The sequence below is a fragment of the Leptospira saintgironsiae genome, from assembly GCF_002811765.1.
Classification (GTDB): domain Bacteria; phylum Spirochaetota; class Leptospiria; order Leptospirales; family Leptospiraceae; genus Leptospira_B; species Leptospira_B saintgironsiae.
In genome coordinates this window covers 147,369-166,806 of record NZ_NPDR01000007.1, presented here as the reverse complement: position 1 = coordinate 166,806, position 19,438 = coordinate 147,369, and the positions used below count along the sequence as shown (strand labels likewise).

The 19,438-nt window shown below is 38.6% G+C and carries 15 protein-coding genes; 6 read left to right on the top strand and 9 right to left on the bottom strand.

The window, feature by feature from the left end:
* Positions 1-41: 41 nt before the first annotated feature.
* The gene (locus CH362_RS15790; protein WP_100711281.1) at positions 42-965 is read right to left on the bottom strand and encodes a lipase family alpha/beta hydrolase; all 924 of its coding nucleotides are present in this window, start codon (positions 963-965) and stop codon (positions 42-44) included.
* A 555-nt stretch (positions 966-1,520) separates the two neighbouring features.
* Here CH362_RS15790 and CH362_RS15785 point away from each other — a divergent pair.
* Positions 1,521-3,320: an N-acyl-D-amino-acid deacylase family protein gene (locus tag CH362_RS15785; protein WP_100711280.1), complete on the top strand. Its 1,800-nt coding sequence runs from the start codon at positions 1,521-1,523 to the stop codon at positions 3,318-3,320.
* Here the strand turns inward: CH362_RS15785 and CH362_RS15780 are convergent.
* The 4 genes from CH362_RS15780 to CH362_RS15765 form a co-directional block, all read right to left on the bottom strand.
* Positions 3,317-4,330 (bottom strand): zinc-dependent alcohol dehydrogenase family protein, encoded by a 1,014-nt coding sequence (locus CH362_RS15780; protein ID WP_100711279.1) that lies wholly within the window; start codon positions 4,328-4,330, stop codon positions 3,317-3,319. The genes CH362_RS15785 and CH362_RS15780 overlap by 4 nt on opposite strands.
* A gap of 77 nt (positions 4,331-4,407) precedes the next feature.
* On the bottom strand, positions 4,408-5,655 hold the full coding sequence (gene ccrA / locus CH362_RS15775) for a crotonyl-CoA carboxylase/reductase (RefSeq protein WP_100711278.1): 1,248 nt from the start codon (positions 5,653-5,655) through the stop codon (positions 4,408-4,410).
* 68 nt (positions 5,656-5,723) lie between these two features.
* Entirely contained in the window at positions 5,724-6,317 is a 594-nt protein-coding gene (locus CH362_RS15770) for a TetR/AcrR family transcriptional regulator (RefSeq protein ID WP_100711277.1), read from the bottom strand.
* Between the two features lie 165 nt (positions 6,318-6,482).
* Positions 6,483-7,175: a hypothetical protein gene (locus CH362_RS15765; RefSeq protein WP_100711294.1), complete on the bottom strand. Its 693-nt coding sequence runs from the start codon at positions 7,173-7,175 to the stop codon at positions 6,483-6,485.
* 149 nt (positions 7,176-7,324) lie between these two features.
* Here CH362_RS15765 and CH362_RS15760 point away from each other — a divergent pair, with 149 nt between their 5' ends.
* Both CH362_RS15760 and CH362_RS15755 read left to right on the top strand, forming a co-directional pair.
* Positions 7,325-8,011, top strand: coding sequence for an OmpA/MotB family protein (locus CH362_RS15760; protein ID WP_208859597.1), 687 nt, complete (start codon positions 7,325-7,327; stop codon positions 8,009-8,011).
* A 97-nt stretch (positions 8,012-8,108) separates the two neighbouring features.
* Positions 8,109-9,755: an ATP-binding cassette domain-containing protein gene (locus tag CH362_RS15755; protein WP_100711275.1), complete on the top strand. Its 1,647-nt coding sequence runs from the start codon at positions 8,109-8,111 to the stop codon at positions 9,753-9,755.
* Positions 9,756-9,773: 18 nt separating this feature from the next.
* Here CH362_RS15755 and rdgB read toward each other — a convergent pair whose 3' ends face one another.
* The 4 genes from rdgB to CH362_RS15735 all read right to left on the bottom strand — a co-directional run bounded on the left by rdgB (position 9,774) and on the right by CH362_RS15735 (position 13,634).
* Positions 9,774-10,361, bottom strand: a complete 588-nt coding sequence (gene rdgB, locus CH362_RS15750) for an RdgB/HAM1 family non-canonical purine NTP pyrophosphatase (protein ID WP_100711274.1) — start codon at positions 10,359-10,361, stop codon at positions 9,774-9,776.
* On the bottom strand, positions 10,358-10,696 hold the full coding sequence (locus CH362_RS15745; protein ID WP_010514772.1) for an STAS domain-containing protein: 339 nt from the start codon (positions 10,694-10,696) through the stop codon (positions 10,358-10,360). The genes rdgB and CH362_RS15745 overlap by 4 nt, the downstream gene beginning before the upstream one ends.
* Before the next feature lie 194 nt (positions 10,697-10,890).
* A complete protein-coding gene (locus tag CH362_RS15740; protein WP_100711273.1) occupies positions 10,891-12,138 on the bottom strand; it encodes an acyltransferase family protein in 1,248 nt (415 codons plus the stop codon).
* Positions 12,135-13,634 carry a hypothetical protein gene (locus CH362_RS15735; protein WP_100711272.1) on the bottom strand — a complete coding sequence of 500 codons (1,500 nt, stop codon included), beginning with the start codon at positions 13,632-13,634 and terminating at the stop codon, positions 12,135-12,137. The genes CH362_RS15740 and CH362_RS15735 overlap by 4 nt, the downstream gene beginning before the upstream one ends.
* Before the next feature lie 245 nt (positions 13,635-13,879).
* On the opposite strand from CH362_RS15735, the gene CH362_RS15730 reads away from it, so the two are divergent.
* The 3 genes from CH362_RS15730 to CH362_RS15720 all read left to right on the top strand — a co-directional run bounded on the left by CH362_RS15730 (position 13,880) and on the right by CH362_RS15720 (position 19,437).
* On the top strand, positions 13,880-17,017 hold the full coding sequence (locus tag CH362_RS15730; protein WP_100711271.1) for a SpoIIE family protein phosphatase: 3,138 nt from the start codon (positions 13,880-13,882) through the stop codon (positions 17,015-17,017).
* A gap of 179 nt (positions 17,018-17,196) precedes the next feature.
* Positions 17,197-18,987: an ATP-binding protein gene (locus CH362_RS15725; RefSeq protein ID WP_100711270.1), complete on the top strand. Its 1,791-nt coding sequence runs from the start codon at positions 17,197-17,199 to the stop codon at positions 18,985-18,987.
* Positions 18,988-18,993: 6 nt separating this feature from the next.
* Positions 18,994-19,437 (top strand): response regulator, encoded by a 444-nt coding sequence (locus CH362_RS15720; RefSeq protein ID WP_100711269.1) that lies wholly within the window; start codon positions 18,994-18,996, stop codon positions 19,435-19,437.
* Position 19,438 lies beyond the last annotated feature (1 nt).

Sequence of the window (19,438 nt, the reverse complement as noted above, 5' to 3'; positions counted from 1 at the left end):
GGGGTTAACCTCCCGGCTTTTTTCAGACACAACGTTCGAAATTACTGATTAGCTTTCGCGTTGGAAGCCATTTTCAGGAAGTAACCTTCTACATCGTACCATGGTTTTCCGGAATTCAAAGTGTTGGAAGCTTGCAAATGGTCTACACCAGTTACAAATAGTCCATAATCAGGTCCGCCATTGAAAGTTCCCCATTTCAAAGAAGTGTAAGGAACAAGTCCGTCGCAAGTTCCGCCTTGTCCGTTGAACAATCCACCAGCAACACATGCAGGTTGGATGATTCCCATTAAAGGGTGTTGGATCAGGTCAGGAATAGTGATGTAAGATCCGTAAGAGAAATACTTAACGGAAGAAACGTTCGGAGTGCGAGTGTTGAAAGCAGCAGTTCCGCTGGTGGTTAAGGAACCTAGTGCTGCAAGAGCGTCTTGGTTTCCGCCGCCATATACTAATTGAACTACAGCTCCTAAGATACCGCTAACGAAAGGTTTGATCCAATCAGGAAGAACAGTAGTTACGATATCAGCGATAGGAGATCCTCTGTGAGGAGTGTTCAAAGTAGTTAAAGTAGAAACTTTAGAAGAAAGTCCTAGGTTGGAGATAGCATAGCGGCTATCCAATCCACCTTGGGAGTGTCCAAGGATATGCACTTTGCTAAAGCCATTTGCAGCTATATAAACAAGAACTTTGTCTTTTAGCTGAACACCACGAGTCTCATTAGATTGAGCCGCAGTTTTAGTAGGAGCATATACTGTTGCACCTTGGGATGTCAGATAGGAATCCATTCCGCCCCAATAGTTAACGATGCTGATGATGCCGGATGAATCAGTTCCCCAACCGAAAAGTCCGTGGGAAAGAACGATTGGATACGATCCAGCTAATGGTTTGGAGGAAGATCCTCCCCCTGAAGCGAACAACGTGCCGCTACACAAAAATAGGAGTAATACCGCTAATCCTAATTTACGCATTTGAGTTTACCTCTTCACTATTCTCTTGCTGTCTATATGGTCTCAGATTGAGATTCGCTTAGTTTTAACTTGTTCGCTTTTTTATCTGTATCACTCGGTACAAAACCGAGCTTTTGAAGATTAAATCCAGAGGCAAAGCTGTCAAGATAAAACGTTCGAAAAAAGTGATGATAAAATAACGTTTGATATGAAACTAATTTCTTTTTATAACGGTCGGTTTTTTATAAACATTCCTTTAGGGATGGGTCATGTGAAGAAGGCCCCAAGCTGGAAAATCTGAATTTTCAAGCCTGACTAACGTATTTAGGGAGAAGGGCTACCTATTTTGTAGATCATGTTCCAATTTGGTGAAGGAGGTTCGGAGACGGTATGTAAGAGATTCGCATATTCCGCTCGGCATAAAGATCTAACGAGACGTTGAACGTATCAAAACATTTTTATCTATTGTAAACAATTGTTCATCTATATTCCAAAAGTTTGAAAAAGATTGACTATGGATTATTATACACTTTCTTAGCGAAGCTCTAAGAGATAGAATAGAGAAGAGGAATCATTATGAAATACGATGTTCTGATCAAGAATGGAAGAATATTCGATGGAGAAGGAAAAGAATCCTTTATAGGAGATATAGCAGTTTTAGATGGAAAGATTGCTCAGATTTCTAAATCAATTCCAGGTGATGCAAAAAAGATATATGATGCAAAAGGACTTTGGGTCACTCCAGGATTTATAGATTTTCATACACATTATGATGCAGAAGTAGAAGCTTCTCCAGGACTTAAAGAGTCGGTGATGCACGGAGTAACAACTATTACAATGGGAAGTTGTTCTCTTAGTCTTTGTATCGGATCACCAGAAGATCTTGCGGACATGTTCAGTAGGGTAGAAGCAATTCCAAGAGAGCAGGTGCTTCCTCTATTACAAAAAAAGAAAACTTGGAATTCAATGAAAGAATATGCGGATCATTTGAATTCTCTTCCTTTGGGACCGAACGTTTCTACATTCTTGGGACATTCTGCTATTCGATCTTATTCGATGGGATTAGAACGATCTCTTTCTTATGGAGTGAAACCTACAGAGCAAGAGATGTTGCAAATGGAAAAACTTCTACAAGAAGCGATTGATTGCGGATACTTAGGACTTTCTATCAATACACTTACCTGGGATAAGATGGATGGTAGTCGTTTTAGAAGTAAACCTCTTCCTTCTACATTTGCTAAATGGTCTGAAATTAGCAGATTAAATAAAATCGTTCGGAGAGAAGATAGAATTTTCCAAGGAGTGCCGAACGTTTCTACAAAGTATAATGTTCTATTGTTCTTTAAGGAAAGTCTTGGGATTTTCAGAAAAAAACTTAAGACCACAATCATTTCTCTTATGGATCCAAGGTCGAACCGTTCTATTTACAAGTTGGTGGCATTTCTAACTCGGATCGTGAATACGATCTTGAAAGGAGATGTTCGTTTGCAGGCTGTTCCTGCAGTATTCGATCTTTATGCAGATGGAGTAGACGTAGTGGTCTTCGAAGAATTCGGTGCGGGAACCGCAGCAATACATTTAGCAGACCTTGCAGAACGTAGAAAACTTCTCCTTGATAAAGGATATAGAAAATGGTTCCGAAGACAATGGACGAATTGGTTCTTGCCTAGAGTATTCCATAGAGACTTTAACGAATCTAAGATTGTAGAATGTCCTGACCAAAAACTAGTTGGTAGATCTTTCTCTGAATTGGCGAAAGAAAGAAAACAACATGTGGTCGAGACATTTTTGGATCTATGTGCTGAGTATGGAAATGATATCCGCTGGTATACAGTGATCGGGAATGATCGTAAGGGTCCTTTAAAATATATAGTAAGTCATCCTGATGTATTGATTGGATTTTCGGATGCGGGCGCTCACTTAAGAGGAATGGCGCATTATAATTTTCCATTACGTTTTTTGAAATTAGTCAGAGACGCGGAATCAGAAGGGAAACCTTTTCTTTCTGCGGAAAAAGCAGTTTGGAGAGTTACAGGAGAGATTGCAGATTGGTTCGGTTTGGACACAGGCAAATTAAAAGTAGGGGCCCAAGCAGATATCGTTCTTCTAAATCCAAATGGTTTAAATGAAAAAGTGGAAACCATCCAAGAAACTCCAATGCCAGAATTTGGTGGAATGGTCCGCTTAGTTCGTAGAAACGAAGAAGCGATCCGTGCAGTATTGATTAATGGAAAAATTGCAGTAGAGAATGGAGTCGTTGTTCCTGAGATAGGAAAAGAAAACGGCTTCGGAAGATTTATGGCGTACAAGGAAAAAGATCACTTATATTCTTCTGCGAAAACACAAAAGAGAGAAGCTGCAGGATCTGCAGCTTAAGGAATTCTAACTACGATCTTTCCGAAATGTTTTCCGTCTTTCAGATACTCTAATGCATCTTTGAATTCGGAAAGTTCGTAGACTTTATCTACTACAGGTTTGAGTTTCCATTCTTCTATAGCCTTGTTCATAGCAAGGAAACCTTCTCTATGACCCACCACAATCCCTTGGACTTTGATTTGGTTCATAACTAACGGAAGAAGATTCAAATCTTTGATGGCGCCAGCTAAGATCCCGATCAAATGGATTGTGCCGAAAAGTTTTACTGCCTTAATGGATTGTTCTAATGTTCCGGCTCCTCCCACTTCTACGATGTGGTCCGCGCCTTCTCCGCCTGTGAGCTCTCTGATCTTTTCTCCCCAAGCGGTAATATTTTTATAATTGATTAGGTGATCTGCGCCTAAGGACTTTCCTCTTTCCAGTTTTTCATCTGAAGAAGAAGTTAAATAAACAGTAGCTCCAATAGCTTTAGCAAATTGTAATGCGAATAGGGAGACTCCACCGGTTCCTTGTATAACTACAGATTCTCCTTTTTTGAGTTTGTTTTCCACAAAGAAGGACGACCAAGCAGTAAGTCCCGCACAAGGAAGTGTGGCTGCTTCTTCAAAGCTAAGATGAGAAGGCATTGGAACCACACCTGTCGCAGGAAGAATTGCGTATTGTCTTAGTGTTCCATCTAAAGGACCACCTAATGTAGTTCTGAGTTCTTTTTTGTTTGCGGGTCCTGACAACCAATAAGGTGCAAAGGTTGCGTTGATCTTGTCTCCGACTTTTATACCTGAGACATTCTCTCCTATTTCTACAATTTCTCCTGAGCCATCGCTGCAAGGAACCATTGGAACTGGGAAATTAGGATTGTACTTTCCTTGGACAACAAGATAATCCCTGAAATTTAAGGAAGCCGCCCTAAAACGGACTAAAACTTCTCCCGGGCTTGGCTTGCCTGGGTCTGGTAAATCGATTAAGGAGAGATTTTCTTTTCCGAAAGAGGAAAGTTGTACAGCTTTCATGATTGTATTTTAAGATTTCTGAATGGAGTTACATAAGAAGGGCTCGGGTTTTATTCCCAAGCCCTTTTTGTTTCAGGTTACTTTCTACCTAATCCGAGCTTGTCCGCTCCGACTAAGATACTCATGTTTCCTGAAGGGTGTTTGTTTTCTTTCATCAATTGGTGAGCATGTGCAGTCTCTTCAAACTTGTATGTATGAGAGAGAGCAGGATCCACTTTCTTGTCGATCACAAGTTGGTTTAAGCCAGCTGCGTTCTCGTCATTTGCAAAGTGAGAACCTTGGAGACGTTTTTGGCGCATCCAAAGATATCTTAAGTCAACAGTTGCATTATAACCTGTGGTTCCAGCACAGATAACTACCATTCCTCCAGTTTCACAAACGAATACTGAAGTAGGGATGGTGGTTTCACCTGGATGTTCGAATACGATCTTAGGATTGTTTCCTTTTCCTGCGATGTCCCAAATAGCTTTTCCGAATTCTCTGGCTTGTTTGGTCCATTCTACAAATACTTCAGGCTTATTGATATCAGAAGTGAGAGCACCCCAATGTTTGAAATTGTTTCTGTTAATCACTCCGGCAGCGCCAAGATTCTTACAGAACTCGATCTTATCATCGGAAGAAACTACTGCGATTGGAATTCCACCAGCAGCTTTTACGATCTGGATCGCCATAGCTCCTAATCCACCTGCTCCTCCCCAGATAAGAACTACGTCCCCTGGTTTTACATCATTCGGTTTCCAGTGGTGAAGCATTCTATATGCAGTTGCTCCAACGAGCATATAAGCAGCTGCTTCTTCCCAAGAAAGATGTTTTGGTTTAGGGAGACATTGGTGGTCTTGGACTTTACAGAATTGTGCAAAGGATCCCCAGTTCGTTTCATAAGCCCAAATCAATTCGGAAGGAGCAAGCATAGGATCATTCCCTGCTTTAATCCAAGGATCATTTTTGTCCCAGATCCCGCAGTGTAGGACTACTTCGTCTCCTACCTTTACGTTCGTAACTTCGGAACCTACTTTATATACGATCCCCGAAGCGTCAGAACCACCGATATGGAATTTTTCAGGTTCGCCTTTTTTGTTTCTCGCGCCGATTACATCGACCGGAAATCCGAGGCCGGCCCAAACGTTATTATAATTAATTCCGGCTGCCATAACTGCAACCAGCACTTCGTCAGGTTTAATTTCAGGAACGTCGATCTCTTCAGCTTGGATGGACTTTATCGGGTCTCCAAAACGCTCTGGTCTAATAACCTGTGCATGCATTTTCTTAGGGACCACTCCTAATGGAGGGAGTTGGCCGATTGGTACGATTTCAGGTGCGCTCATGGGGACCAGAAAACCTAACCGACCGAGGCTTACGAGAAAAAAAAGAGTCTTAAACTTAGCTTTCGGGCTTAAGTAAGAAGGATATGATCAATTCTTTCTTCCAAACCTCTGACCCTATCCTCGAAAAAGCGAACTGAGGAGATAGAAAGTATCAAACTATGCAATAGGTCCACGAGAAGTGAAAGCTTTAATTCTGCATTTTTGGCTGGAGGGTTACGATCTACGGCCGCATCCAATAACTTTCTATACTGAGCACCATAATGATTCGTGTATTCTTGGACCAGATTTTCGGGTGCGGAATATACCAAGCTGAATGGAAGTTTAGCCCGATCAGGAAATTGTCTCGCTATATCGCAGATTGCTCTGAATACTGAGACAACTTCTTCTCTTAAACCTTTGTCTTTTACCAATCTGCTTCGGATATCGTTCAATATCATCAAATGAGTGGCGACCAATGCTTTTCTGAATAGGTTTTCTTTGGAATGGAAATGATGATAGATACTAGGTTGCTCCAACCCGCATTCTCTACTGATCTCTCTTAGAGAAGTTCCATGGAAACCTTTACGAGCGAAAGCTATCGCAGCGCCTTCTAAAATTCTCTCTCGAGAATTTCTGAAAACTCCGTTTGTGGGGTAGACAGGGCTACCGTCCTTCTTTTTCACCGATCCGACCTCTTTTAGGAGGATTCATTCGGCGATATTATTTTTTTGTCTGAAGATCGAAGATCTCGGAATCGCCGGATGATCTATCCTTTAGGATAGAAATTTCACTATATTGGCGAAGATATAACAAACGCCAGAATTCCGCAATTCAATAACTAATAATGTTCAGAACTCTTTTTTAAAAACTTCGAAATAGTTGTTCAGTTCACTCGTACCTGGAAGCCTTCCTTCTGCTCCTGGTTGTTTTTTGCCTGGAGAACCAGGTTGGTTTAAGTTTTGGTCTTTTTCTTCTCGCCCGAATGCTGCTGCAGGAGTGTATAATTGACTGCCGAATATTAATTCGAAGTTTGCAACGTTAGACTCTGATTCATCTAATCTGATCTCTACTAAGAAATGATTCTCTCCATATCTTGCTTCCCATTCATAAACGAAGGAAGGTTCAACAAATCCTGTGAACAAAGGAGATAATTTTCTATCTTCGTTATCTGATTGGAAGATATGCACCATTACGGATTGGTCTGGATTTTCGTGTGCGAGGCCCACTCCTAACTTACGGACGATCTTTCTGTCTTTACCTTCTGGAAACTGAAGTTTGAAAGATACTGTGTTCCCTTTGAACACTGAACCAGTAAAATGTGATTTTCTATCTACTACATATCCTCTGTCTTTCAGAGAAACCTTAACTTCTTCTACCAACTTCTTGAATGTAGGAGGTCCTCCTGCAATGGACTCTTTTGAGTTAGCTGGTGGATTTGGCGGAGAAGTTTGGGAATATAGACCGGATTGGATAATTAAGAATAAAAACAAAATTAAGGGAAAGAATCCTAGTCGGGAAAGTTCTAATAGAAAAGATCGCATGATTACTAACAGACTAACTCGGATTGAACTTTCTCGCCAGGTTTTTTCGAAAATAATTCGGAAAATAGAGGAGAATCTCTTAGGAAAAGTCGGAAAAAAACGATAAATCAATTATGCGCCCTTGTTCTAAGACAAAACTCGGAGGAATCATGAAAACGAATCTGGGTATTATCACCTTAGCCGTTGCCTCAATTTCCATTCTATCTAACTGCGTTTCTCAATCCAAGTATGACGCCTTACAAGCGATGTACGACCAGAAAGCAAAGGATCTTTCTAATTTAGAAAAAGATAAGTCTTCTCTCCAAAGATCAGTAGAAGATATGAAAAGGATCCAGGAAGAAACAGAAAGAAGGATCGCTGATTACAGAAGTTTATTAGAAAGTTTTAAAGGAATGATCGATTCAGGAAAACTTAAGATCCGGATCGTAGATGGAAGAATGGTAGTAATACTTTCTTCTGATATATTATTCCCTCCTGGCTCATCAAGTTTATCATCCAAAGGAATAGATGCAATTAAAGAAGTCACTGGGATCTTATCTTCTCTTCATGGAAGAAGATTCCAAGTAGAAGGTCATACGGATGATGTACCTACAGGTATTAAAGGATATTCCAACTGGGAACTTGCATCAGCAAGAGCTTTAACTGTATTACATACAATGGTAAAATCCGGAATGCCTGAAGAAAGGATCAGTGCAGCTTCTATGGGATCTTCTCGTCCTTCTGTCCCGAATACAAGTGTTGAGAATAGAACTGCGAATCGAAGGATAGAAATTGTAATTGTTCCAGACTTATCTAATCTACCTGGAATTGAAGAATTACGTAAACTGAGCGAATAGACCAAGCCTAGGATTCGCTTGGCGAATTCTAGCACCTTATAAACTATGGTCCTATCCCCTCTTTTAATAAGATTCCTTCGGTGTTTAGGTAGGTTGTATGATCAGCGTTTCGGGTTTATCTCTGAATTTCGGAAAGAAAATTCTTTTTGAAAACGTTACAGTTAAGTTTAAGGAAAACTGCAGATACGGTCTGATCGGAGCCAACGGTTCCGGTAAATCTACTTTTATGAAAATCCTTGCTGGAATGGAACAAGCTGCTGCTGGTTCTGTCTCTATAGATGTAGGAGTCAAAGTAGGTTACTTAAAACAGGATCATTACGAATACGAAAACGAAACAGTATTAAATACTGTGATGATGGGGAATAAAGAACTTTGGACAGTTGCCAAAGAGAGGGACGAAATTTATTCTAAACCCGAAATGTCCGACGAGGACGGTATCCGAGTTTCCGAATTAGAAGAAGCTTTCGGGGAAATGGGTGGTTACGAAGCGGAAAGTGTAGCTGGAGAATTATTGGAAGGTTTAGGAATTCCTACAAACATCCATAGCCAGACACTTTCTTTTTTAACAGGCGGTTTTAAACTTAGAGTATTGCTCGCTCAGGTTCTATTCCAAAAACCGGATGTTCTACTTTTGGATGAGCCTACCAACCACTTGGATATCAAGACAATTAACTGGTTGGAATCTTTCTTACTGAACTATAAGGGAGTTGTTATTGTTATCTCCCACGACCGTCACTTCATCAACTCAGTTGCTTCTCATATCTGCGATTTAGATTATCAGACGATGACTGTTTATCCTGGAAACTATGACGAGTATATGGAAGCTTCTCAAGCCGCGAGAGAAAGAGCTCAGTCTGATAACAAACGAGCAAAAGAAAAGATTGCAGAACTACAAGAATTCGTAAGCAGATTCAGTGCAAACGCTGCAAAATCTAAACAAGCTACTTCTCGCCAGAAGATGATTGAGAAGATCAAAGACAATATGGCGGATATCAGACCTTCTTCTAGATTATTCCCTTATATAGTATTCAAAATGAAAAGAGTTCTCGGTAAGGATGTAATTCTTGCGGATAATATTACTAAATCCTATGAGGACAGAGTTATCTTTAAGGATTTTACGATCAATATTACCAAAGGGGAGAAGATCGCAATTATCGGAACGAACGGAGTTGGAAAAACTACTCTGTTAAAAACTCTAATGAAACAGATAGATCCTAATTCCGGATCGGTAGCTTTTGGAGATTCCGTAGAGACTTCTATCTTTCCTCAAGATCATAGAGAAGGTATCGGTGAAGACGCTGATTCCATTATAGAATGGTTATATAGATATGCGCCTCCAGGCACTGAGATGGAAGAGATCCGAGCTATTTTAGGAAGAATGCTTTTCAGTGGGGACATGGCTAAAAAACCAACCCAGGTACTTTCCGGGGGAGAAAAATCCAGGATCATTTTAGGAAAGATGATCTTGACTCAAGATAATCTTTTGGCCTTGGACGAACCTACAAACCACTTGGATTTGGAATCAATCGAGTCCTTGAACTATGCATTAACTAAATTTGAAGGAACTATCTTATTTGTTTCTCACGATAGGGAATTCGTAAGTTCAATTGCGACCAGAGTTTTGGAAGTTACCACAGAAGGTATCAGAGACTTCAAAGGTACTTACGAAGAGTTCTTAGAAAGAGAAGGCCAAGAATTCTACAAACGCCTGGCAGGTGGACCTGTTCTTACAGAAGCCGAGTAAGATCAGATATATTCAGTTTTATGAATATGTTTTGAGGTATTTTACTAACTCATCCAAGGCTTTCTTACGATGAGAGACTGAATTCTTTTTCTCATCGGAGACTTGAGAAAAATGAGCGGAGAAGGGTGGGTAATAAAAAATTGGATCATATCCAAATCCATTTCCGCTTGTATCATAAGTATCGGAGATCAATCCAGGACATTCTCCTTCGAAAGTAAATTCTCCACTTGAGGTGACTAACGCAATAACACATACGTATTTTGCGTTTCGATTTTCTTTTCCTTCCATTTTTTCCAAGAGAAGTCTTGCTCGTCCTTCGTCATCTAAACCTTCTCCGCCGAAACGGGCTGAATAGACTCCAGGTTTTCCACCCAAAGTTTCTACACAAATTCCTGAATCGTCTGCTAAGGATGGAAGTTTAGAAAGAGAGAATAAATCCCTGGCTTTGAGAAGAGCGTTCTCAGTAAAAGTTTTACCGGTTTCTTCCGGACCGAAATCGATACCTAACTCCTTAGGGGTTGATAGTGTGAACCCTAAAGGAGAAAGGATGGCTCGAATTTCGCGAACTTTATGGGAATTATTAGAAGCTAAAGAAAGGGATTTCAATTTCCCAATTTGAACTCGTCAAAAGCATCTTCGATTGTAGGAAGCACTTTAAACACTTTGTCCAACATTGTGATCTCGAATAGTTGGAGAAGATCGTCATCATTTACTACGATGATAATATCTCCCTCTGCGGAGTTGAACTTTTTTTTGTAGGAGACTAGAATCCCCAACGCAGTTGAGCAAATATGACTCACCTCTGTAAGATCGATTATGATCTTAGGAGAAGGTTCGAAATTATGGTCGCTCAGGTTGCGGTCCAGTTCCTCGCTGTCGGATTGCAGAATGGATCCGGAAATTTTGATGATGTGGATGTCGCCTTGAACCGTTATTTCCATGTGGGTAACGAACCTTGTGTGCATATTCGATTTTTTTATAGCAAGCAAAAAACGCCCTTTTACGAACTTCTTTGCACCCTTCTTCCCTAATAATTTTAGAAAATGAAGAGAATGAGACTTTTTTCGGGAATTTCTCCCGAAAAAACTTCGTTTATGTCCCTATTACTTGAGATATCTCAAGTCTTTGTTCTAATTTACGATTGAGAAACCTTCTGTAATTGTTCGCTGAAAACTTGGGAGGTCATCTTGACTTTGTATTTTGCGATCAATTTATCTTTCAGAATCGCAAACGGTTTTTCAGTGATCAAATGATAGAAATACGCGAAGAAGAAAACTGTAAGTCCAACAGGGATTGTATAAAGCAAGAATTCGTGTTGTTGCAATTGTTTATCCGCAAACAGCAATTTTCTAGAGATCGGAGTCATTACCACGATATGAATGATATACGCGCAATAGGATAATTTTGCAAAAGGAGAGAAACCTTTCCAAGAAAGGAATTTTCCGATCGGATCTCCTTTTCTCATAGAGAGAATAAAAATACCAATCCACAATAAAGCAAAACTCGGGTAACGAATGATCTGATGGAATCCCATTTCAAATTCATTTACGAGCGCAGTATAAGCAAGAAGTCCGATCCAAAGTCCTGCATGCAGATAATTTGCCCAAGGCCCTAATTGAAGTGCTTTTTCAACCCACGATTTATGAAAATTGAATATATATGCGAATATAATTCCATAGAGAACTGAATCTATATGTCCGTGGAATGGATAATAGATATATCCATTATATAGATCTACACTTTCTGAACCTGTTGTCTTTAAGACTACCGTATACATGAAGATGGCACGATAGATTAAAGGTGCCGCAGTAAGTAGGATCAAGAATCCAAGTCTAAAACGTTTTGGAACATATCTGAAAATACCCAAAAGAAAGATCGGAAAAGCGATATAGAATTGTTCCTCTAAAGATAGAGACCATCCGTGAAACATAGTTCCTTTGAAATAATCGGAAAGATATAGAAAATCGAACCAGATCTTACTTTTGGCAGCTATTATCTGGTCTACGAATTCAGGCGGAGCACTTCTGAGCATTGCAGGAATAAACACAAAGTATTGTAATATTAGGAAAATATAAAACGGAGGAAATATCCGTAAGGATCGTTTTAAATAGAAAAACTTCCAGTTGATTGTTCCTTTAGATTCCAATTCGGCAAACAAAGGGCTTGCGATAAGAAATCCACTCAATGGAAAGAATAGATCCAAACAAACGGAACCGTTATTTAGGAAATTTCTTAAGTAAGGATCGATATCCGGAATAAAGATCTGAACTGTACGGTACATATGTCCGTAAATCAGCATAAAAAAACCTAAGGTTCTTGCCCCGTTAAAGGGTGCGATCTCCCTTTCGTCAGGTCTAAAAATTCCCAGGAAATATTCTTTCATTCAATGATCCTTACTATTGTGGATTTATAGTGAAAGGAGCCCTTATTTAGGATTTGAAACTCTTCACTTTCTTTTTCTGGTGTCTCTAATGTGATCGTAACTGCAGGTTCCGAGTCAGGACATCGGAAAGATTTTGGAACTAAAAAATGCCATTCTTCATTTAGGCAGGAGTTATATCCTTCTCTAGTTAATCTAAGAAGAATCCCTAAACTAAGATCTCCTTGTCCAAAATCTTTTGGATCGGATTTCCATCGAATTCTATATTTGGTTTCTTTTTGAGGAGAAATTGCAGTTATGAATTTTTCAGGTCTATCATCGTATTCGAATTCCGCATTTTTGCCGTAGATTGCAATACAGAGGAATATTATAGAAATAAAATATATTTGGAAGTTTCTCGTATTCGGAAATTCAAATTTGGATAAGATGATCTTTAAGTTCAGATAATAAAGAAGTCCAGCCAAAACGTAAGTGAACCAATAGATATGGGAGATTTGGCCTCCTTTCATCTTGAATGCGCCAAATAATGTAATGAAGAATGCCCAGGTCAGAATTTTGAGTAATGATCTATCAAATTCTTGTAATTTATCCTTCCAGAAAGTGGCGATCCCAAACAATACACCGACTACTAAAAGTGCAGGGATCTGTTTTGGAATACTAAGTGGAGAAACATAGTAAGACAGAACATATTGTAGTGTAGGGCCTAATTTATGAAAGGTAGAATTTTTAAGAGCCAATCCTATGATCTTACTTAAGTTTCCTGGCGTATTAGTGAATTGTTCTATTAGTGGAGGGATCCAGCATACGATTGTAAAGATTACAGCAAATAGAATGCTCAATCCGAACTCTTTTGTTCTATATTGAGAAAATCCTTTGTTCTTATAAAAATAAAAACATCCAACTGCAAATATTGGAATGATAAATGAAATTCCAACAATCTGGTTTTGAACAATTATATTCGCGCAAACCACGAACCAAAAAAAATTTCGGATAGAACCCTGGGAAAAATCAGTTAAAGAAAGTATCAATACCAAGCTTGGTAAAAGAACTACTCCTGGTCCCCAGATATTTGAGAATGCATTTGGTAAGAGCGGAGTTAATCCTAGCACCAAAGATGCGAATAATAGAACTGTAGATCTGTTCTCCTCTAATCTTGAATAAAGAATCCTTAAACCGATCAGAAGAAAAAAAAGATTATAAAGAACGATCCCGATGGAATGAGCTCCGTGAGGAGATTTAATGAAGAAGAATACTTTTTCTGCGAGTGCCAGATAATAGAATACGATTGGCCCAGGATGATTTACTAAAAAGCGAGAGTATGCTCCTAAACTTTCTTCTAATTTTCCTGCCTTCCAGATCTGAAGAGCATTGGCGGCATAATCTCCAGTCTCTTGATAAGGTTGGCTAAAGAATCCTGGATTTGCTAGTAAATACGCTAAGCAGAATAAGATCGGGAAAAGTATATAAAGTGGAAGTTTGTTGTTAGGAGATGTTTGCATGAATCGGAGAAGAATGGTAGGCCGATATTTCCAGTAAGCTTCTGGTTTTCGCTCCCTGGGTCAAGAAGATTCCTTTTTAGAACGTGCTTTATGCAAAGAAGGAAAGCTTATAAAGAACCTTAAATAATTTCTGTTGGAATTCCGACAAATCTAAGAAGTCCAACAAAATTTTGGAAATAAATTACGCTTGATCCGAGTCGGATCGTTACTCTAAGCTTCCGGGACTTACTTTTATATACCAATCAATGGATCCGTTATTCTTTAACTTTTACTCTTTCGGTTCGATCTTAATCGTTCTATACTTCTTTTATGCTGGCTTCTTTTTTCTTACTATTAAGGAAAGAAGTATGGCCGCCTTCCATTTGGGAGTCTGTGGTTTAACTACGGTTTTTCATAATATCGGATATTTTTGGGGCTTTATCTCTTTCGACGAAAGCACAATTTTTCATAGGGTCATTGCAGTTGCAGGACCTTTGATGAGTTTTACTCAATTAGTAGGATTTTTCATCTATTTTCCTGAACCTAGAAAGAAAGGGATCTTACCAGGTTTAATCTTCTATTGGCTTCTTTATTTGGGAGTGTTAGTAGTCACTGGTTACTACGTATATGTTAGCTGGGACGCTCCTAGATCTTTTGTTCCAGGAAGTCATTATTGGGATTATGAGGTCCATGTATTTTATAGTTATTTTATATATATAATCTTATTCTACGAAGTATGTTATCTAGTGATCGGAATTTGGAAAGCGATCATAGAAACTGGAAAAGAGAGAAGGTCTGTAATTTATATTCTTCTTAGCTACGCCGTGATCACAGTAGTTCCAGGAATTTTAAACGCACTTAGTCGAAACGGAACAGTCGCACGAGCTACATACCAACAATCCTTTAACCTAGGAATGGTTACCGGAATGTTCCTGATCATGATCGTATATGTAAACGCTACAAAAGAAAGAACTACGATCTTAAATCGGATCATCGGAGTTTCATTAGCTACATTCTTCGTATGTTATCAATTGGTAGGTTATTCTATTCTGAATGGATATGAAAGAACTTACGATGACATGAAAAGAAGGGACAGCTCTATCGCAGTCCAGGAACAAAAAGATCCACAAGGTCTGGCATATATAGTTTCTTACGATCCGGAAAAGAATGAGTTCCGGTCGGAAAGAGGAAATAAAGATCCTAGATTTAAAAAAGAAGATGAGTTAGAAGTCCGTTTCTTTAGAGAAAAACAAAAGATCTCTAATATAGGAAGTTTGCCTGCAAAAGAAAGGTTAGAAAGAACAGAAACGATTTTGGAAACTTCTCCAAATGACTTTAAAGCCTATGCCACTGGTATTCGTGCATTCCTGAAATCGAAAAATAATGAAACAGTAAAAGATTCCGATATGGAAGATTATTTCCGAGGAATATACGGAAAACTGAATATTATTCGAAATAAGTACTCCAGGCTTCCTGATCGCAAAAAACAAAAATCTATCGAAGGATTACTTGTTTCTGCTGATGTAGGATTGTCAGAAACGTTGGCTTATGTAAAACAATCTGCGATCCAAGCGGTAAATTCGGATAAATCTGCAGAGCAGGTCTCTAAGATTGTACTAAATTCTTTGGCTCCGATCCATTTTGCGGGAGAGAGGATCTATCGAGGTACAAGGATCTATTCTCCTTCTGACCCTAAGCCCGTGATGTATCTTGCCTATTATTTTGCTCCGAATCTGAGCGGAAAGATATATGAAGTAGGATTTGAATATAAGGATTATAGAATATTCCATCATGATCCAAGTTTTATCTTAGTCGCTTCTATGGTCCTGACATTTTTCGTGATTGTTATAGGATTTAGGTTTTTCTTTCAGAATGCGATTGTAGTTCCTATGGACGAAGTGGTTGTGGGATTAACTGAAGTAAATTCAGGAAATTTAGAATATAGACTAACTCCTCGGGTTGAGGACGAGATTGGATTTATCGCCAGGTCTTTTAATAAAATGGCGAGAAGTATCCTCGCTGCCAGAAAAAGACTGGAACAATACGCAGATGAGTTGGAAGAAAAAGTAAAAGATAGAACCAAAGAATTAGAAAAAACTTTGGAAGAAGTAAATGAACTTAAACAACAACAGGATGGAGATTATTTCCTTACTTCGCTTCTTATCAAACCTTTAGGTGCAAACAAAGCAGCATCTGAAAATGTTAAAGTTGATTTTCTAATAGAACAAAAGAAAAAATTCAGCTTCCGCAGATTTAACGATGAGATCGGTGGAGATATGAATATCTCTAACCAGATCACACTCCGAGGGCAACGTTATATAGTATTCTTGAACGCGGACGCAATGGGGAAATCTATGCAAGGAGCAGGAGGAGCCCTGGTTTTGGGAGCCGTCTGCGAATCTATCATAGAAAGAACTCGGATCGTAGGATCTATGAAAGAGCAGTCTCCAGAAAGATGGCTGAAAAACGCATTTATAGAATTACATAAAGTATTCGAAAGTTTCGAAGGTTCGATGCTTGTTTCTTCAGTGATCGGGCTAATAGACGAAGATTCTGGGACATTATATTATATTAATGCAGAACATCCTTGGACTGCGCTATACCGAGATGGAAAAGCAGACTTTATCGAACAAGATCTTATGTTCAGAAAATTAGGAACCACTGGAATGGATGGAAAAATTTCAGTGAAAACATTCCAGCTATTGCCTGGCGATGTGATAATTGCTGGATCGGACGGAAGAGACGATATCCTGATAGGAAACGATGAAGAAGGCGCAAGGATCATCAATGATAATGAAAAACTTTTCTTAAGGTTAATAGAAGAAGGAAACGGAGAACTTTCTAATATATATGAATCTATAAAAAAAGTTGGTTCTTTAACTGACGACTTGTCCTTGGTTCGTATCTCTTTCAAAGAAGAAGGTGGGATCGAAAGGATCCAAGAGAAGGAGAAGATCAGACAACTTCTCCGAAAAGCCAAAGAGAAATCTCAAGATAAGAATATCAAAGAAGCATTATCTTTCTTTGAAGAAGCTGACTCACTAGACAATCGTCTACCTGAAGTAAAAAAAGGATTACTTAAGTATCACATTCGATTGAAGAACTATTCCAAGGCTGCACAATTTGCAGAAGAATATTTGAATATTCGTCCAGTGGACAAAGAAATACTATTCATTGCTTCTTACGTAGCAAGAAGAGCCAAACAATTCCAAAAAGCTCAAGATTTCGGCGAAAGGCTACTTTTGAGAGAACCTGATCATGTTAGGAATTTAATCAATTTGACTAGGATCTCGATCGCTTTAAGAAATTATGAAAGAGCAAAACATCTTTTGAAAGAAGCTCAAAGACTTGAACCCGAAAATTCTCAAGTTCTAAAGATCAGACAAGCGCTAGATAAAATATAAATCTTTCGATCTAATGTGACTTAATCAAGTGACTAAAAGATAATAATCGGTTTAGGAAATTAATTTTGTCCAAACTGTGTAAATATCTTGCAAAATGAAGTCAAAATATTTAAAATACGCGGATCAAACATGAAGTAGAATTAAAAGATTATAAACTTTTAATCTATGTTTTCCTTATCATGCTTTCATATGATTCTAAACTAAGATTCGGAGTTGTCGGAATAGGTTTTTTAAGCCTATTAATAGGCGTTTCTTCTTGGATCAGCAATAGGAATCTAGCTCAATCTAAGGATTGGGAATCTCATACATTCAGTGTACTTTCCAGATTAGAAAATTTAGCTTCTTCGGTAAAAGAATCTAAGATCCGATTTTTGCTCTTTTTGGCCTCCGGAAAAAAAGAGGACTTAGAATATTATAAAACTGAAAAACAGAATTTATTCTTCAAACTTGGTGAGCTCAAATATATCACCAGAGACAATCCTATACAACAAGACGGTATTTCTGAATTAGAGGAATTACTCATCCAAAGGAACGAATTGGTCCAGAAGATAGGTCGTTCTATATTCAAAAACAAAGAAGAAGAGACCGCAAACGCAATATTAGAGAATCAGATTGACCGATCAATTGACAAACTGAAGGAAAAAGAGCTTACACTTCTTGCTGAAAGGGCCCTTGATTCTAAAATGAAGGAGAAGATCACGGATTGGGTCTTATTTTTTTCGATCTCCTTTAATATACTCATCTTAGCTATACTTTATAGATTCTTGAAAAAGGAATCCGATCTTAGGATAGAGGCGGAAAATATTCTTTTCGATAAGAATAACCTTCTGGAACGCACACTTTCTGAAAAAGAAGCGTTCTATAAAGAAATTCTAATGATCAAATCTGCCTTGGATTGCGCTTCCAGCAATATTATGATCGCGGACAACGATCTGAATGTGGTGTATACAAACCGCTCAGTAGTGAACATGTTCCAAGCCGCAAAGGAAAATATTCGCAATCAGTTTCCGAATTTTTCTCCGGAGGCTTTACTCGGATCATGTATAGATTCTTTTCATGTTCATCCAGAAAAACAAAGGCATATACTTTCTACATTTACCAATACTCATAAAAGTTCCGTTTCTATAGGCGGTAGACAATTTAATTTAAGCGCTGACCCTGTCATCGATTCTTCCGGTAAAAGACTCGGAAGTGTCGTGGAATGGCTGGATGTGACCGAGAGGAATCTCAAAGAATTCCAGATAAATAAACTGAATCAGGATCTTGAAGAGAATATTCGGAAATTAGAATATGCAAATCGGGAATTGGAAGCGTTCAGTTATTCTGTTTCTCACGATTTGCGGGCTCCTATCCGAGGAATAGACGGATTTACAAAGATCATGTTGGAAGATTATTCCACAGTTTTAGAACCAGAAGCTCTTAGACTTTTGAATGTGATCGCCTCCAATTCTAAATTTATGGGGCAATTAATTGATGATCTATTAGCATTCTATCGTGTATCTAAGTTAGAGCCAAAATCTGATTCAATCAATATGAAACATATGGTTTCTGATTCAATAGAGATCATCAATCAGGAATACGGATCCAGAAGCCCAATAGTGGAAATTTCAGAACTTCCTCCAGTGAGAGGGGATGCCTCTATGTTAAAGCAGGTTTGGTTAAATCTGATCTCAAACGCGTATAAGTATTCCTCAAAATCGCAAAATCCTTTCGTGGAAATAGGCTTTTTAAGCGGAGAGGGAAATCGCACATTCTTTGTAAAAGATAATGGAGTTGGTTTCGACGATCAATACTCCCATAAACTTTTCAAAGTATTTCAAAGACTACATTCGAATGAAGAATTTGCTGGAACTGGCATTGGACTTGCGATCGTGGATAGGATCGTACAAAGGCATGGTGGAAAAGTTTGGGCAGAAGGAAAGATGGGGCAAGGCGCTACATTTTATTTTACAATACCGAGCAAGGAATAGAGAAGAATGAATCAATCGGGAAACTATGATATACTTTATGCGGAAGATAATCCGAACGATGCAGAACTTACTCTGAGAGGTTTTAGAAAGAATAATTTAGTAAATCAAGTCTTTCATGTTAAAGATGGAGAGGAAGCTTTAGAGTTTTTGTTTTGCAGAGGAAGATATGAAGGTAGAGAATCCGGCGGAAAACCTTTATTTATATTATTAGATCTAAAAATGCCAAAAGTAGACGGTCTCGAGGTGTTAAGAGAGATCAAGTCAGATGAAAAATTAAGAACTGTTCCTGTAGTTATGTTAACTTCTTCCGCGGAAGAGAAAGATATAGTAGAAAGTTATAAACTAGGCGTAAACAGTTATATAATCAAACCTGTAGAATTTGAAAAGCTAATCGTAACGGTATCTGAAATAGGACAATATTGGTGTATATTAAATAAATCGGTGCATTGAC

Bases quoted from the DNA above. Each gene is read 5' to 3' on its own strand.
- CH362_RS15790 (WP_100711281.1), bottom strand. From the start codon at position 965: ATGCGTAAATTAGGATTAGCGGTATTACTCCTATTTTTGTGTAGCGGC.
- CH362_RS15785 (WP_100711280.1), top strand. From the start codon at position 1,521: ATGAAATACGATGTTCTGATCAAGAATGGAAGAATATTCGATGGAGAA.
- CH362_RS15780 (WP_100711279.1), bottom strand. From the start codon at position 4,330: ATGAAAGCTGTACAACTTTCCTCTTTCGGAAAAGAAAATCTCTCCTTA.
- ccrA (WP_100711278.1), bottom strand. From the start codon at position 5,655: ATGAGCGCACCTGAAATCGTACCAATCGGCCAACTCCCTCCATTAGGA.
- CH362_RS15765 (WP_100711294.1), bottom strand. From the start codon at position 7,175: ATGCGATCTTTTCTATTAGAACTTTCCCGACTAGGATTCTTTCCCTTA.
- CH362_RS15760 (WP_208859597.1), top strand. From the start codon at position 7,325: ATGAAAACGAATCTGGGTATTATCACCTTAGCCGTTGCCTCAATTTCC.
- CH362_RS15755 (WP_100711275.1), top strand. From the start codon at position 8,109: ATGATCAGCGTTTCGGGTTTATCTCTGAATTTCGGAAAGAAAATTCTT.
- CH362_RS15745 (WP_010514772.1), bottom strand. From the start codon at position 10,696: ATGGAAATAACGGTTCAAGGCGACATCCACATCATCAAAATTTCCGGA.
- CH362_RS15740 (WP_100711273.1), bottom strand. From the start codon at position 12,138: ATGAAAGAATATTTCCTGGGAATTTTTAGACCTGACGAAAGGGAGATC.
- CH362_RS15735 (WP_100711272.1), bottom strand. From the start codon at position 13,634: ATGCAAACATCTCCTAACAACAAACTTCCACTTTATATACTTTTCCCG.
- CH362_RS15730 (WP_100711271.1), top strand. From the start codon at position 13,880: ATGGATCCGTTATTCTTTAACTTTTACTCTTTCGGTTCGATCTTAATC.
- CH362_RS15725 (WP_100711270.1), top strand. From the start codon at position 17,197: ATGCTTTCATATGATTCTAAACTAAGATTCGGAGTTGTCGGAATAGGT.
- CH362_RS15720 (WP_100711269.1), top strand. From the start codon at position 18,994: ATGAATCAATCGGGAAACTATGATATACTTTATGCGGAAGATAATCCG.